18 protein-coding genes, 1 tRNA gene and 3 pseudogenes are annotated in these 14,888 nt (G+C 46.8%); 14 read left to right on the forward strand and 8 right to left on the reverse strand.

Annotated elements, in window-relative coordinates:
• Positions 1 to 4: 4 nt before the first annotated feature.
• The 9 genes and pseudogenes from ACQGXV_RS29035 to ACQGXV_RS29075 all read left to right on the forward strand — a co-directional run.
• Positions 5 to 311, forward strand: a pseudogene (locus ACQGXV_RS29035) (transposase); the annotation flags it as partial.
• A gap of 121 nt (positions 312 to 432) precedes the next feature.
• Positions 433 to 1,605, forward strand: coding sequence for a membrane-targeted effector domain-containing toxin (locus ACQGXV_RS29040; RefSeq protein WP_440863980.1), 1,173 nt, complete (start codon positions 433 to 435; stop codon positions 1,603 to 1,605).
• A gap of 343 nt (positions 1,606 to 1,948) precedes the next feature.
• Positions 1,949 to 2,614 (forward strand): BRO-N domain-containing protein, encoded by a 666-nt coding sequence (locus tag ACQGXV_RS29045; RefSeq protein ID WP_440863981.1) that lies wholly within the window; start codon positions 1,949 to 1,951, stop codon positions 2,612 to 2,614.
• Complete coding sequence (locus tag ACQGXV_RS29050) at positions 2,615 to 2,980, forward strand: IS630 transposase-related protein (RefSeq protein ID WP_440862584.1); 366 nt, start codon at positions 2,615 to 2,617, stop codon at positions 2,978 to 2,980.
• Positions 2,904 to 3,437 carry an IS630 family transposase gene (locus ACQGXV_RS29055; RefSeq protein WP_440862665.1) on the forward strand — a complete coding sequence of 178 codons (534 nt, stop codon included), beginning with the start codon at positions 2,904 to 2,906 and terminating at the stop codon, positions 3,435 to 3,437. Before ACQGXV_RS29050 ends, ACQGXV_RS29055 begins: the two co-directional genes overlap by 77 nt.
• Positions 3,398 to 3,583, forward strand: coding sequence for a hypothetical protein (locus ACQGXV_RS29060; RefSeq protein ID WP_440863982.1), 186 nt, complete (start codon positions 3,398 to 3,400; stop codon positions 3,581 to 3,583). The genes ACQGXV_RS29055 and ACQGXV_RS29060 overlap by 40 nt, the downstream gene beginning before the upstream one ends.
• Positions 3,584 to 3,846: 263 nt before the next feature.
• Positions 3,847 to 4,209, forward strand: coding sequence for a hypothetical protein (locus ACQGXV_RS29065; protein ID WP_440867675.1), 363 nt, complete (start codon positions 3,847 to 3,849; stop codon positions 4,207 to 4,209).
• A pseudogene (locus ACQGXV_RS29070) lies at positions 4,181 to 4,483 on the forward strand (transposase); the annotation flags it as partial. The gene ACQGXV_RS29065 and the pseudogene ACQGXV_RS29070, both read left to right, overlap by 29 nt.
• A gap of 15 nt (positions 4,484 to 4,498) precedes the next feature.
• A complete protein-coding gene (locus ACQGXV_RS29075; protein ID WP_440867677.1) occupies positions 4,499 to 4,672 on the forward strand; it encodes a pentapeptide repeat-containing protein in 174 nt (57 codons plus the stop codon).
• A 189-nt stretch (positions 4,673 to 4,861) separates the two neighbouring features.
• On the opposite strand, the gene ACQGXV_RS29080 is transcribed toward ACQGXV_RS29075, so the two are convergent.
• From ACQGXV_RS29080 to ACQGXV_RS29100, 5 genes and pseudogenes are all read right to left on the reverse strand, one after another.
• Positions 4,862 to 5,107, reverse strand: a complete 246-nt coding sequence (locus tag ACQGXV_RS29080; protein WP_440863983.1) for a DUF2543 family protein — start codon at positions 5,105 to 5,107, stop codon at positions 4,862 to 4,864.
• 80 nt (positions 5,108 to 5,187) lie between these two features.
• The gene (locus tag ACQGXV_RS29085; protein WP_440863984.1) at positions 5,188 to 5,727 is read right to left on the reverse strand and encodes a DUF2058 domain-containing protein; all 540 of its coding nucleotides are present in this window, start codon (positions 5,725 to 5,727) and stop codon (positions 5,188 to 5,190) included.
• Positions 5,728 to 5,870: 143 nt separating this feature from the next.
• Complete coding sequence (locus tag ACQGXV_RS29090) at positions 5,871 to 6,353, reverse strand: cold-shock protein (protein WP_440863985.1); 483 nt, start codon at positions 6,351 to 6,353, stop codon at positions 5,871 to 5,873.
• Positions 6,354 to 6,531: 178 nt separating this feature from the next.
• Positions 6,532 to 6,608: transfer RNA gene (locus tag ACQGXV_RS29095), tRNA-Val, on the reverse strand.
• Between the two features lie 205 nt (positions 6,609 to 6,813).
• Positions 6,814 to 8,169 (reverse strand): annotated as a pseudogene (locus ACQGXV_RS29100) (MATE family efflux transporter).
• A gap of 258 nt (positions 8,170 to 8,427) precedes the next feature.
• Between ACQGXV_RS29100 and ACQGXV_RS29105 the strand changes: the two are divergent.
• Together ACQGXV_RS29105 and ACQGXV_RS29110 are read left to right on the forward strand one after the other, a co-directional pair.
• Positions 8,428 to 8,793, forward strand: a complete 366-nt coding sequence (locus tag ACQGXV_RS29105) for an IS630 transposase-related protein (protein ID WP_440863986.1) — start codon at positions 8,428 to 8,430, stop codon at positions 8,791 to 8,793.
• Positions 8,717 to 9,250, forward strand: a complete 534-nt coding sequence (locus ACQGXV_RS29110) for an IS630 family transposase (protein WP_440862665.1) — start codon at positions 8,717 to 8,719, stop codon at positions 9,248 to 9,250. Before ACQGXV_RS29105 ends, ACQGXV_RS29110 begins: the two co-directional genes overlap by 77 nt.
• Positions 9,251 to 9,473: 223 nt before the next feature.
• Here ACQGXV_RS29110 and ACQGXV_RS29115 read toward each other — a convergent pair whose 3' ends face one another.
• Positions 9,474 to 10,448, reverse strand: a complete 975-nt coding sequence (locus ACQGXV_RS29115; protein ID WP_440863987.1) for an IS30 family transposase — start codon at positions 10,446 to 10,448, stop codon at positions 9,474 to 9,476.
• 45 nt (positions 10,449 to 10,493) lie between these two features.
• Here ACQGXV_RS29115 and ACQGXV_RS29120 point away from each other — a divergent pair.
• Together ACQGXV_RS29120 and ACQGXV_RS29125 are read left to right on the forward strand one after the other, a co-directional pair.
• Positions 10,494 to 11,353, forward strand: a protein-coding gene (locus tag ACQGXV_RS29120) for an IS5 family transposase (RefSeq protein WP_440867678.1) whose coding sequence is annotated in 2 segments (ribosomal slippage) — positions 10,494 to 10,854 and positions 10,854 to 11,353 — 861 coding nt in all. Because the reading frame shifts where the segments join, the coding sequence is not laid out codon by codon here.
• 261 nt (positions 11,354 to 11,614) lie between these two features.
• Positions 11,615 to 12,265 carry a riboflavin synthase subunit alpha gene (locus ACQGXV_RS29125; RefSeq protein ID WP_440863988.1) on the forward strand — a complete coding sequence of 217 codons (651 nt, stop codon included), beginning with the start codon at positions 11,615 to 11,617 and terminating at the stop codon, positions 12,263 to 12,265.
• Positions 12,266 to 12,333: 68 nt separating this feature from the next.
• Here ACQGXV_RS29125 and cfa read toward each other — a convergent pair whose 3' ends face one another.
• Together cfa and ACQGXV_RS29135 are read right to left on the reverse strand one after the other, a co-directional pair.
• Positions 12,334 to 13,485 carry a cyclopropane fatty acyl phospholipid synthase gene (gene cfa, locus ACQGXV_RS29130; protein ID WP_440863989.1) on the reverse strand — a complete coding sequence of 384 codons (1,152 nt, stop codon included), beginning with the start codon at positions 13,483 to 13,485 and terminating at the stop codon, positions 12,334 to 12,336.
• A 341-nt stretch (positions 13,486 to 13,826) separates the two neighbouring features.
• Positions 13,827 to 13,952, reverse strand: a complete 126-nt coding sequence (locus ACQGXV_RS29135) for a hypothetical protein (RefSeq protein WP_440863967.1) — start codon at positions 13,950 to 13,952, stop codon at positions 13,827 to 13,829.
• Here ACQGXV_RS29135 and ACQGXV_RS29140 point away from each other — a divergent pair.
• Positions 13,946 to 14,869: an IS5 family transposase gene (locus ACQGXV_RS29140; RefSeq protein WP_440863990.1), complete on the forward strand. Its 924-nt coding sequence runs from the start codon at positions 13,946 to 13,948 to the stop codon at positions 14,867 to 14,869. The genes ACQGXV_RS29135 and ACQGXV_RS29140 overlap by 7 nt on opposite strands.
• Positions 14,870 to 14,888: the final 19 nt, after the last annotated feature.

Genomic DNA, 14,888 nt, shown 5'->3' on the forward strand with positions numbered 1-14,888 from the left:
AAGGCAGAAGGTGAATATTATCCTTGACGGAGCGGGTTATAACCGTGCGGAGCCGGTAAAAGATTGGGCATATGTGATGAATATAGCTCTCCACTTTCTGCCGCCTTACAGCCCGAATCTGAACCCGAATAGAAAGGCTGTGGAAAGTGATGAATAAAAAGGTGAGAAACAACCGCTACTTGGCTTCAGCAAAGGCGTTTCGGCAGGAAATACACCACTTTTTCCGCAATATATTACCGGGACTGGCGAGGGGCTTATCGCGAAGGATTAATGACAACTTCCAGAAGCTGAAAAATGCGACTTCAAGTTAATCGGGTATACACCTGTATAAATAACTGGCAACTATCAGCTCAGGTACTGAGCTAGTATACTACCGCCCATCGGTAGATATCCGTCCATCGGTAGATATTTTGACATGTAGATGAGGTTGTAATGCCAATTAAAATAAATTCACACATATTTGCGCAAGAAAATATTTCAAAAACTGATAATAAAGCTTGCAATAATGATAACCTACACTCCAAAATTAAACACATTAGAAATGTACCAGAGCATTTCATTAATAAATTTACTAAAGATGCATATGTTTTTTGTAAAAAAAGAGGTGACAGCTATAAAAGCATTATTTCACATCTATTAGAAACCCAAAAAACCTCAGATTCGAACACGCTGGAAGCTGAATTAAAACTTTATCAAAAAACAGAGGAATATATAAAGACACATCCCAATTCCGGCCGAAATAGAGCAATTAGAAGCCTTCACAAACTCTGTTCTAAACACATTAATGAGACGAATCCAATATCTGATGAAGCACAAGCTAAACTACAATTATACAAGATCATTGAAGGAGTAACCACAACACAAAAAGTAGATTTTAACATCCAAAAAATGCCTGATGGTTCTAAACTGCTTGCTGATAAACCAAGGGCACTTCAATTATTAAATGAATTGCAGAAACCAATAACCCATGAAAAAATAATAGAAGACGAATTGAACAAGGCAAAGATTGACGGAAATTCCATAAGAAATAAGGCAGGCCTGAACAAAAATGAAATAGAAAGTATTCAGTGGTATACAAGTATCGGCTTTCAATATATTAATGCGGCTCTAAGGAGCGGTGAACAGTTGACTTCATTTATTAAGGAGCATGGAGAAAATATCATGATTGGTCTGAATAAATTGAGTTCTTTCACTGGCGAAGTTTATCGTTCACTGGCGGTAGATAATCTTTCCTCCTTAGCAGAAAAACTCACTCCAGGCCAACTTGTAACAGATAAAGGTTTCATATCTACATCTTCCAACTCTACTTTTGCTAAGACGTTTCGTGGTGGAAAAGGTACAGTGATTTATTCAATTTACGATGTTACAACAGGTAAAAACATTGCCGATTATACGCAACTTAAACAGGCTGAAGTTCTTCTACTTCCAAACTATCATATGAGAGTAGTTGCAACCAAGCTTACGGAGAAAAATCTTTACGTAGTATTGGAGAGTACGAATAAATTCCATAAAGGTGAGTCTGTATGTGATATTGCTTCAGGGAATATTTTGGGCATTTCCATCAATAATGAGAAAACAACAGTGAATAAAGAAATAAAAATATAATTGACTCTGTACACAGGCTTTGTTGAATAAATCGAACTTTTAGTAGATTGGCGGCTATGATCACTACAGTCGTTTTAGCATCGGGTTCCCATGGCAAAGGGCTTTGTTGAATAATTTAAGATACTGATTTATATAAGCATTATAAAATTTCAACGACTAATTTTTCCTCTCGGAATGCTTTTTATTGTGCTAACTATTTGATTTGTCGTTCTAACAAAATACATTCTCTGTAAATGCATTCTAACTAAAGAAGATGTAAATCAAACGGTTAAATTATTCAACAAAGCCCACCAACCGTATACCACCGGCGTGACGGCTCCTAATACACACAAGGAGTCTAGCAATGAAGAACCATATTTCATTCAATAACGCTCAGCTTGAAATTATTCACCGTGAGCAATCTACCTGGCTGAGGTCAACCCAAATTGGGTTAGCCTTGAAATACGCGAACCCCAAAACAGCAGTAACCAAAATTTTTAACAGAAACAAAGACGAATTTACAACTCAGATGAGTGCGGTAGTTAAGTTGCCTGACGCCAATGGCGACATGCAAAACACTCGCATCTTCTCCCTGCGCGGCGCTCACCTGATTGCGATGTTCGCCAACACGCCGATAGCCAAAGAGTTCCGCAAATGGGTGCTGGATATCCTCGACAAAGAAACCAGTATCCCACAGTACAAACCCCAAGCCGCCGAACTGTTCAACGATGATGATACCCGTTGCCTGACCCATTTGATCTGGAGCATGGCAAATGGTTTTCACTTCGACCGGGAATGGAGCAACGCCATATGGCACGCTCTGCGCCGCGTAACGGGCGTGCCCTCCCCTCAGCACTTTGAAATCCGGCAACTCCCCCTGCTGGCCGAAGAATACCGTCGTATCTACAGCATTACCAACACGCTCAAGGGTGCCATCTTCGACGCTGAGAAGCAGACGATACGCCGTGTTCTGCGTCATCGTGAAGATGAAGCTATAGCTAAACGACTTAATTTTGATTACATTATTTAAATGAGCTATTCAATTGATTTTAGACGTAAAGTGATATCTACACGGAAAAACGAAGGGTTGAGTATCCGAGAAACAGCGAAGCAATTTCGGATTGGCCCTGCCTCTGTATCGCGTTGGATTAATCAAATAGAGTCAAAAGCATCGACCACGCGTCAGCGAAAGATCGATAAATCCGAGTTGATAAAAGATGTTGAACAATATCCAGATGCTTACCAAAAAGAACGTGCAGAGCGTTTTGGCGTTTGTCAGAAGGCCATTTGGCAAGCGCTTAAAAAGCTGGGATTGACCTATAAAAAAAACTCTACGTCATCCGAAAGCCGACGAAAACGCCCGGCAGGGATTTCAACAAAAAAAACAACAGTATGAAAAAGAAGGTAAACCTATTGTTTTTATTGATGAAAGTGGTTTTTCACACGATGCCCCACGGACTCACGGCTATTCCCCAAAAGGTCAACGGTGTTTTGGCCTGAAGAACTGGGGAGCTAGGGGAAGAACAAATGTTATCGGCGCTTTATTAGGCACAACGCTGTTTGCTATCGGATTATTTGATATCAATATTAACAGCGATGTTTTCTATGCCTGGGTCACACAAGTCCTTATCCCAGTACTCCCTAAAAACAGTGTAATCATGATGGACAATGCCACTTTTCACAAAAAACATAATATTCAACAAGTCATCATCGATGCAGGGTATATGGTGGAGTATTTGCCTACATATTCGCCAGATCTTAACCCAATTGAGCATAAATGGGCACAAGCAAAAAGCAAAAAAAGAGAGATGGGTTGCGATACAGAGAGTTTGTTCTCAGTCCATATGGTGTAATCAAAATTAAGTCGCTTGGCTATATCGTACTGGGCGAGATGCAGCGGATGCTAGAAGAGAGCACACAGCAGCATTACGGCGTCATGACCCATGCGCTCGAAAAATGGCAACAGGCGAACGTTAGCCAGTTCCTGCAACGCCACTAACCCAGTCATTCCGCCCCGGGATCGCGCCGGGGTTCCATTATCGTTTTAACCAACGAGGTATATCTGTATGCAAAATTTAACCATTGCACAAACATTAACCATGTCCAGCCGTGAAATTGCAGAGCTATAGCCAACCGACTTAAAAATGATTACATCCTATGCCCTGATATGCGGCAAAGAAGCATAGCTGGCTGTTATCAAAATAATGTCGCTTGGCTATAACCGGAAAACAACATAAAGACGTTCTTGCTGATTGCCGCAAAATGTTCGAGGCGCTCAATATTCAATCGGCGGACTTTTCCGCCGATTACAAAGACAGCAAAGGACGCACCTATCAGGAGTTTTTGCTTGACCAAGACCTAACAATGACGCTTGTCATGGGGTACAGCATTGAGCTTCGCCATAAAGTTGCCAAGCGCTGGCGTGAGCTGGAAGAGCAAGCCAAGAAGCCAGCTATTCCGCAGCCCCATTCCCACTCGAAACGCAACAAAGTGACCCACTTGCCAGAGTCGGATAAAATCACCGTTCTGGCCATACTGGAGAGCCTGTTGCATGCAGGGAAAACATCTGACTCAGAAAGAACGGTTCTACATCGAAAAGCGGCGTGGTCATGCGGTACTGGCTGACAAAGCCTACTCTGGCAATGCACTCCGTAACGAGTTGAAAAGAAAAGGGATAAGAGCGGTTATTCCCCGAAAATCAAATGAAAAACTGGCTTCAGATGGACGCTCACAACTTTATCGTGATGCTTATCGCCGTCGCAACGTTGTAGAAAGATGTTTTGGCCGTTTAAAGGAATATAGACGGATTGCCACACGTTATGAAAAAACGGCAAGAAACTATCTAGCAATGGTGAAACTGGGCTGCATCCGCTTGTTTTACGCCCGGTTACGTAATTAAGGGACACAGCCTAACCTGGCCAACGCTAATCTGGTCAACGTTAACCTGAGTAAAGCTTACCTGATGGGAGCTGACTTAAGTGAAGCTAACCTGAGCAATGCTGACCTGATTCGGGCTGATCTGAGCAAAGCTGACCTGAGAAAAGCTGAACTGGGCAACGCTCACCTGACAAAAGATGACCTGTGGTAGGCTAGGATGGACGACAATATTCTGAATCAGCTGAGCGACTCTTTGTTTCAGGAAAGCAAGGCGGAGAAGCTAAAAGGAGGCTAATCCGGGCACATGAATTTGCAGGTGCAGATGGACTATAGCGCATGGGTTATCCTTGCGTCAATATGCTGGTTTATGCCACTATACCGTTCATCAGAGAGTGTAAAACTACTCATTGCCCCATTGATTCAAGAACGTCGCTATCTCATCAATGCGCTGCTCGTTGATATGGGCTTCACGCGCCATCTCCTGCTGGGCCTGCTCACTGATCTCTTCATTATTCATTAAGCGAGTGAGCAGTAATTGGAAATAGTGTGCCAGCGCGTCACGCTCAGACTCGCCCACTAACTCAGCGGCTTCCGTCGAGTACTCATCCACAATATCATAATATTTAAGGGGTATTTCATTGTTCATACGTCGTCCCGTGTGGTAAGGTGTTTGTCAGTACGGCCTGGTGACCAAATTCTGCGAATGACTACCGCATACCGCGTCAATTACCACATTAAATCATCGGGCACTTTAAAGTCAGCATAGGGATCTTCTTCATCTAGTGCTTCCTGACTCAGCGCACTGTGTAAAACGATACTGCCTGCATCCCGCTGAGCAATTTTTTCGGCCACGCTCGCGGGGATAATCGCGTATTGGCTCTCGCCCTTGCTATCAATAACGAGACGTGCGATGGCGAGACGACCATTAATCAGTTGAGTTTGTGTAAGTTTATCGACAACCACTTTTTTGATTACATTGTTATCTGTGAAATTAAAGCTAATATCACCTTTTGAAATGTCGATTTTGTTCATTTCAATCAGTTGCTTCACCTGTGCTTTATACTCTTTAGATAACACAGCCTGTTTCTGCTGTTCGCTGAGTTGTTTATCGCGTTCAAGCTGATTTTTTTTGTTTTCCTCTACCGCGGCTCTGGATTCACGCGCCTGAACGCGTGATTTTTTGGCCGTTCTTTCAACTTTGGCCATTTTTTTGCTGGTCACTAATCCCGCTTTCAGCATCTGCTCTTGTAAGGTGAGTTTTGTCATCGTCGTTTCGAAACCCGTAGAAAAATTTGTGGAATTATACCTGTAATCGCCAAGGCTGTAACCGGGCGCAAAGCCCGAACGCTACGGCGTTTGAATTTGGAAGACGCCATCAGGGGCGCAGTGAATACGACAGCGAAATGACGTCACACCTTGAGCAGTTTCACCGTGGCATCAATGTCTATCTCATCTTCAGTGAAAATTAACGTCGACCCCTGAAAGGTGGTGAACGCCAATTTTTTCATCGTGCGAACGTCACTGGGTTTAGCAGCTGATTTCGGCCTGATATTTCCCATCAGCGCTCCCACAGAAAGCACGGTATTTTCTTTGTCAATACGGGTATCAGCCGACACTTCTTCGCTAAATACCAGAAAGGATTTAATGGCGGTAAGCTTGATACGTTCGCCTGCGATATAAATGTATTTGCTTTCTGGTTCGACTTTCACGGCATAAGCCGATAGACCCTTGTTATTTGTGGTGGTTTCGAAACTGACGGCCGCGCCTTTTTTAAGCAGGTCTGGATTGGCAACCTTAATAACATGAAAATAACGGTTATCACCGTTTTCATCTTTGATAAACCCAAAACCTTTATCTTTAAACCAGGTTGTGATCGTTCCGTTCATCGCCATTACCGCCTACCTAATCGTTTATCACCTTATTTTTGCAGCGCGCAGTGTAAAGCACAATTCCGGCGCAGACCACTTCTTTGGGTTTCCTCTTGCTAATAAATGTTAGGTGTTTTTTTTAGAAATGGGTTATCGGGAAATTTAAAACAGTGTCATGGAGGGAACACTGAGGAACAAGAAGTGGTGCGTTCTAATGGACTCGAACCATCGACCCCCACCATGTCAAGGTGGTGCTCTAACCAACTGAGCTAAGAACGCATTTTTTGAGGCTGGTTGCTAAAGCAGCGGACGATGCCCTGTACTGCCGTGCGCGGCGCATAGTAGCGAGTGAACGTGGTGCTGGCAAGACGCAAATATAACATTTATGCGGTCGAAGTGCACGACTGCTGCGCTTGTGTTCACTTTGCGTTTTTTTCACCCAGTGCAGGCGGCGTGCAGCCCCTTGCGCTGGGTGATATCAGCGTTAGCGCGCCGCGCGCGCCAGAATATCGCCAGGGGGTTGACGTTGTAAGTAACGGATACGTAGCACCATCATGATCGCGGCAGCAGTGAGCCCGATGATAAAGCCACACCAGAAACCGGCAGGACCCATGCGTGGCACCCAATAATCGGTCATTGCCAGCAGATAACCGCTGGGTAAACCGAGTATCCAGTAGGAGACGAAGGTGATGTAGAAAATGGAACGCGTGTCTTTATAGCCACGTAATACGCCGTTGCCGATAGCCTGCACAGCGTCTGAGATCTGATAAATCGCGGCCAAAAGCATCAACTGTGCTGCCATAGCGACCACTTCCGGGTTTTTGTTATATAACAAGGCGATCTGTTCACGCAGCAGTGCCGTGAAAATGGCGGTACAACAGGCCAGCATCACGCCGGTGTAGGACGCGACACGCGCATCTTCCACCGAGCCTTCTCCCAGCCGGTGACCAACGCGGATCGTCGACGCAATGCCGATAGACAAGGGCAGCACAAACATCAGTGAACTGAAATTCAGTGCTATCTGGTGCCCGGCAACGTCAATCACACCGAGTGGCAGGATCAGCAGGGCGACGATGGCAAACAGCGACACTTCGAACAGCAGGGCGAGTGCAATGGGTAAACCGAGTGAAAACAGACGCCGCATGGCGGAGAAATCAATCTGCAAGCGCTGCCATTTTATGTCGTGCAGCCAGTGAGCACGCATACTGTAAAACGCCATCATCAACATCATTATCCAGTAGGTAGAGGCAGTCGCGACACCGCATTCCACGCCACCCAGTTCTGGCATGCCAAATTTGCCGTAGGTAAAGATATAGTTCAGGGGAATATTGATCAGCACTCCAATAAAACCAATCACCATGCCTGGCTTGGTTTTGGACAGCCCTTAACATTGACAGCGCAGCACCTGATAGAACAAATAGCCCGGGACCCCCAGTAACATCACGTGCAGATAGCCGATGGCAACATTCGCCAGTTACGGTGAGTCGGTGTGCATCATGGCAATAACGTGTTTGCCGTTATACAGCACCACCATGGTGATAACCGCAACGATCGCAGCCAAAATAAACGCCTGCTGAACCTGATGGGCGATACGAGGGCGTCGACCAGAACCGTTGAGCTGGGCCACCACTGGCGTGAGTGCCATCAATAAACCATGTCCAAACAGGATGACCGGCAACCACACGGAAGTACCGACTGCAACCGCCGCCATATCGGTGGCGCTATAGGCACCCGCAATAATGGTGTCAACGACACCCATGGACGTTTGGGAAACCTGCGCAATAATGACAGGAACCGCGAGCGTTAACAGGCTCCGCGCCTCTGACAAATATTTCTGCACGCAAACACCTTCCTTGAATTGTTAAAACGAAAAACTCGCGTTCTGTTATAGCTAAGCGACATTATTTTGATAACAGCCAGCTATGCTTCTTTGCCACATATCAGGGCATCGGCTGTAATCATTTTTAAGTCGGTTGGCTATATACGACAGCTCGGCGAGGTAGCGCGTTACTTTTCCAGCAGGGGGTTGGGATGAATGAAAGTAAACAACCGCAAGCGAGATATAGCTAAACGACTTAATTTTGATTACATTATTTAAATGAGCTATTCAATGGATTTTAGACGTAAAGTGATATCTACACGGAAAAACGAAGGGTTGAGTATCCGAGAAACAGCGAAGCAATTTCGGATTGGCCCTGCCTCTGTATCGCGTTGGATTAATCAAATAGAGTCAAAAGCATCGACCACGCGTCAGCGAAAGATCGATAAATCCGAGTTGATAAAAGATGTTGAACAATATCCAGATGCTTACCAAAAAGAACGTGCAGAGCGTTTTGGCGTTTGTCAGAAGGCCATTTGGCAAGCGCTTAAAAAGCTGGGATTGACCTATAAAAAAAACTCTACGTCATCCGAAAGCCGACGAAAACGCCCGGCAGGGATTTCAACAAAAAAAACAACAGTATGAAAAAGAAGGTAAACCTATTGTTTTTATTGATGAAAGTGGTTTTTCACACGATGCCCCACGGACTCACGGCTATTCCCCAAAAGGTCAACGGTGTTTTGGCCTGAAGAACTGGGGAGCTAGGGGAAGAACAAATGTTATCGGCGCTTTATTAGGCACAACGCTGTTTGCTATCGGATTATTTGATATCAATATTAACAGCGATGTTTTCTATGCCTGGGTCACACAAGTCCTTATCCCAGTACTCCCTAAAAACAGTGTAATCATGATGGACAATGCCACTTTTCACAAAAAACATAATATTCAACAAGTCATCATCGATGCAGGGTATATGGTGGAGTATTTGCCTACATATTCGCCAGATCTTAACCCAATTGAGCATAAATGGGCACAAGCAAAAAGCAAAAAAAGAGAGATGGGTTGCGATACAGAGAGTTTGTTCTCAGTCCATATGGTGTAATCAAAATTAAGTCGCTTGGCTATAACGAGCATAAATGGCTTTTGAAGCCATCCATCTGAGATGGAAAATCAATCGATGACAGAACGTTGTTCTAGGCTGTGTCCCTTAATTGCTTGAGCTATAGTATCCATCTGTTTCTAAGACACTTTGGATTATGGCTCGCTACGATCTTTCTGATGAAGCATGCCCATCCCCACTCGAAACGCAACAAAACGGTAGAGGCTTATGCCACCAGTAAGTGCGTTAAAAATACCTCATTGGGGGAACGATAGCCCAGCGATTTTCTGCCCCTTGTATTGAGTATGTGTTCGAGTTCGGCAATCTTACGATGACTGACCTGACTGAAGTCTGTTCCCTTTGGGTAAAAACGTCGTATCAGCCCGTTGGTGTGCTCATTCAAGCCCCTCTCCCAGGAATGATAAGGATGGGCAAAGTAGACCTGCGCCCCTGTGATTTGAGTAATTTGCTCGTGCAGAGCGAATTCAGGGCCGTTATCAGCTGTTAGGGTCTTAAACTTGCAAAAGGTATTAGCTTCAATGTCCCTGAAAGCAGCAACCACAGTCTCCGCACGCTTATTAGGCAGTTTGCGAATGATGACGTTTTTCAATGCTTTATCTACGATGGTTAACAAGAATGACTTCTGGTCTTTGCCAAAAATAGTGTCAATTTCGAAGTGGCCAGGCTCCTGTTTAAGCTCGGCTTGAGCTGGGCGATACTCAATACCAACACGGTTGGGAATAGGGCCTGATTTGAGGTTTTCGGCATTGTACCTGTAACGTTTTCCCCGATGAGGAAGTTGCTGATATAGCTCCCCGCCAGCCTGTCTCTCCTGCAGGATATAGCGATATAGCGTATTCTTGCTGACAGGTATACCGAATTCCAGGTGCAAACGGCCACTGATGATTTCAGGTGAAGAGTGAGTGGAAAGCGCCTGCCTGATGAAGTTCTGAATGTGTGGCTCCAACGGGTAAAAAGCATTGTTTGGCAAAGGCTTATGACGGCGTCCCCGGGCCAGAGTGTCCGCCCTTCTACAGCAGTAGACACCATTGAAAGTAGGGTCGGTATTGCGTCTGAGTTCCCTGCTGATGGTCGAGCGAGGCAGAGCAAGCTCTCTGGCGATGGTAGCTTGGTTGACACCTTCACCACGCCGCTTTTCGATGTAGAACCGTTCTTTGTGAGTCAGATGTTTTCCCTGCATGCAACAGGCTCTCCAGTATGGCCAGAACGGTGATTTTATCCGACTCTGGCAAGTGGGTCACTTTGTTGCGTTTCGAGTGGGAATTGGGCATGGGCAATCATTGAGCCCTTGTTACCAACCGTTTTGACATCTCCGCAGTCAGGCCGGCCATGGGCAGAACATCGCAAAATCCTCAACGGCATGTTCTGGATACTGTGTTCAGGTGCCCCATGGCGTGATTTACCTGAACGTTACGGCCCATGGAAAACCGTTTATAACCGTTTCAATAGATGGTCAAAGTCTGGAGTTATTAACATTATTTTTAATAGGTTACTTTCATTTCTTGATGCTCATGGACTTGTTGACTGGTCAGCCACTGCGCTGGATGGCAGCAATATCCGTGCGCTCAAATGTGCGGCTGGCGCTCAAAAAAACATCCCGATATTACCAACGATAACAGCCTGGGTCGCTCACGAGGTGGTTATGGCACCAAAATCCACATGGCGACTGACGGAAGCGGCATCCCGCTAAATATCGTACTGAGTGCTGGGCAGGCTCACGAAAGCCTGTTCGCGTTACGACTCCTGGACGGCATTGGCGTGCAACGGCAGAACGGTAGCATGAAGCGTCGTGGTCATGCGGTACTGTCTGACAAAGCTTACTCTGGCAATGCACTCCGTAACGAGTTGAAAAGAAAAGGGATAAGAGCGGTTATTCCCCGAAAATCAAATAAAAAACTGGCTTCAGATGGACGTTCACAACTTTATCGTGATGCTTATAGCCGTCGCTACGTTGTAGAAAGATGTTTTGGCCGTTTAAAGGAATATAGACGGATTGCCACACGTTATGAAAAAACGGCAAGAAACTATCTAGCAATGGTGAAACTGGGCTGCATCCGCTTGTTTTACGCCCGGTTACGTAATTAAGGGACACAGCCTAGTGTAGCGGCTTGGCATAAGTAAACCAACTTCTTCGTAAGATATTGTGTCACTAGATAGGGTCTGTTGCCTTATCGGATTTGTCAGGTGTCAAAGGCGGGAATACGTTTGGATTTCCAGTCGTTATGAGGCAAACTGCAAAATGATTTGTCAGGCTTTATTCCCTCTCAGCGAGCCACCGTAGCGTAGGGGGGAGAGGCTGGCACCGTAGCATTCAGCTATTTCACTGATTTATTATGAGGCAAGCGTATGTTTACCGGTATTGTTCAAGGCACCGCGCCGGTGGTGTCCATCGATGAAAAAACGAACTTCCGCACGCATGTGGTAAAACTTCCTCCCGAATTACTGACCGACCTGGTGACAGGTGCCTCGATTGCCAATAACGGTTGTTGCCTGACAGTGACGGCGATTGATGGCGATCGGGTCAGTTTTGATTTAATGAAAGAGACGCTGCGCCTGACCAACCTGGGCGATATTACGCCGGGCGATCTGGTGAATATTGAGCGTGCCACAAAATACGGCGATGAGATCGGCGGACATGTTATGTCCGGGCACATTATGTGCACGGCCGAAGTGGTTAAAATTCTCACCTCGGAAAATAACCACCAAATTTGGTTCCGACTGGCCGATGAATCGCAGATGAAATATGTGCTGCACAAAGGGTTTATCGGGATTGATGGTATCAGCCTTACGGTGGGCGAAGTGACACGCAGCCGTTTCTGCGTGCATTTGATTCCCGAAACCCTGCAACGCACCACACTCGGTCAGAAGCGATTGGGAAATCGGATCAATATTGAAATCGATCCACAAACTCAGGCGGTGATCGACACGGTTGAACGTGTGATGGCACAGCGCCAGGCACAAGAGGTCGCAACGGCAAATGCCGCGCAGAGTGCCTGACGACTAAGTTGAAAAAGCGATAAAAAATGCCGTACACCCTTGGCTGTACGGCGTTACGCCGACTGAAATCAGCGCGCTACACGCACGCCGCCTTCAATCCCTTGGGGGCTAAACAACACCTGCCACAGTTGAATGTTCCGCGCGCGAAACGCTCCGGCGCAGGCATTCAAGTAGTAACGGAACATACGATTAAAACGCGGTGAGTAACGGTTCGCTAACTGTGGCCAATTAGCTACAAAACGATCGTGCCAGGCCATCAAGGTTTTATCGTAATCGGCCCCAAAATTATGCCAATCTTCCATCACCAGATAGGGTTCACTGCGTGCGGCAATGTGGCGTACGGAGGGCAGGCAGCCGTTGGGGAAGATATATTTGTTAATCCAGGGGTCAACCTGTGAATCGGTTTTATTTGCCCCAATGGTATGCAGCAGAAACAACCCTTCGGGTTTGAGATTTTTGCTGACAACGCGAAAGTACGTATCGTAATTTTTCGGCCCTACGTGCTCAAACATGCCGACAGACACGATGCGATCGAAATGTCGGTTAAGGTCGCGATAATCCTGCAATTCAATGGTGACATTGAGATCGCTACAGCGGGCCTGAGCCAATTTTTGCTGCTCACGCGAGATGGTCACGCCGTAAACCGATACGCCATGATGGCGTGCCGCATAAGCGGCAAGCCCGCCCCAGCCACAGCCAATATCCAACAGTGTCATGCCTGGCTGAAGCTGAAGCTTTTCGCAAATCATGCGCAGTTTGGCCTGTTGCGCCTGCTCAAGGGTCGTGGCCTCTTTCCAGTAGCCGCAGGAATATTGCATATGCGTGTCGAGCATCAGGCTAAACAGATCGTTGCCCAGATCGTAATGCTCCTCGCCGACGATCCAGGCCCGCTTGCGGGATTGCAGGTTAATTAAGCGTGCAGCGACAATATGCAAAATGTCTTTGAGGTGATGGGGGGCTTTTTTCTCAAGCCCTGCACGTAAGATACGCCGAAAAAAGCAGTCTAAACGATCGCACTCCCACCAACCGTCCATATAGCTTTCCCCGAGCCCCAGTGAGCCTTCTCGCAGAACGCGTTTGTAGAAATCGGGGTTACTTATCCGAATATCAAACGGGCGTGAGCCATTGATTTTAATATCGGCGATAGCTAATAACGCGTGTACGATCCGGAACCAGGACGTGTTATGTTCTGCCAGTTCCTCTACATATGATGAACTCATAACTTCTCCCAACCTTGCCAGACAGCGCTGCAAGGAACAGCATAGACAGTCTCTCATCAACCCGAACGCTGCGATTTGTACACAGCGTGTTCGAATCACGGGCAAGTTACCCGTTGTTCAAATTGTAAGCGGTTGCATTCGTGCGCAGCCGTTTATGCTTGCCCGTTGCACAGTGGCAGCGGGCATAACATCCATCGTCTACTCTCTGGGATATCCAGAGGGAATGAAGTGTCAACGCCGGTACGTGGTAACACGTAGGGGGCACATATCCTGATACGCAGTCGTGCGTTGGCTTTGTTGAATAAATCGAACTTTCAGGGGATCGCCGGATCAGAGCACTATCATCGCTCCCGATATAGCCAAGCGACATTATTTTGATAACAGCCAGCTATGCTTCTTTGCCGCATATCAGGGCATAGGATGTAATCATTTTTAAGTCGGTTGGCTATAGCAGCTCCCCATGGCAAAGCAAAAGTTTAAAATCACCAACTGGCCCACCTACAACAAAGCACTCAGACAACGCGGCTCCCTGACGGTCTGGCTTGATGAGTCGGCCATCGCTGCATGGACTGACAGTTCTTCGCCTGAAGGTCGTGGTCGGCCGCTTTACTACACCGATATGGCTGTTACCACGGTTTTGATGATAAAGCGCGTGTTTAACCTGTCGCTCCGGGCATTACAGGGCTTTGTCGACTCGGTTTTTACACTGATGAGCCTGCCACTGCGCTGCCCGGACTACTCTCTGGTCAGTCGGCGGGCAAAAACCGTCAGTATCAGCATAAAAACGCCAACGCGTGGTGAAATCTCGCATCTGGTCATCGACAGTACCGGTCTGAAGGTCTTTGGCGAAGGTGAATGGAAAGTCAGGCAGCATGGGGCTGACAGACGAAGAGTGTGGCGCAAGCTTCATCTGGCAGCAAACAGTGCGACGCATGAGATTATCTGTGCCGACTTATCGCTCAGCGGAACGACAGATGCGCAGGCACTGCCGGGCCTGATTAACCAAACCCACCGAAAAATCAGGGAAGTGTCAGCAGACGGTGCTTATGACGCCCGTTACTGCCACGATGCGTTGCTAAGAAAGAAAATCAGGCCCCTTATCCCGCCGCGAAGCGGAGCCAAATACTGGCCGGACAAGTACCATGAACGTAACCATGCGGTGGCGAATCAGCGTCTGAGCGGGAGTAATGATATGTGGAAAAAGAAAGTGGGTTATCACCGGCGTTCAGTGGCAGAAACAGCGATGTTCCGCATAAAAACTTTGCTGGGTGGCCATCTGAGCCTGCGTGACTATGAGGCTCAAGTAGGTGAAGCCATAGCGATGGTCAAAGCGCTGAACCGTATGACGTTGTTGGGTATGCCACACAGCGTCAGGATAGGATAACAGGTGTAGCAGAGGGAGT

Source organism: Symbiopectobacterium purcellii (assembly GCF_052050035.1).
Lineage (GTDB): Bacteria > Pseudomonadota > Gammaproteobacteria > Enterobacterales > Enterobacteriaceae > Symbiopectobacterium > Symbiopectobacterium purcellii_A.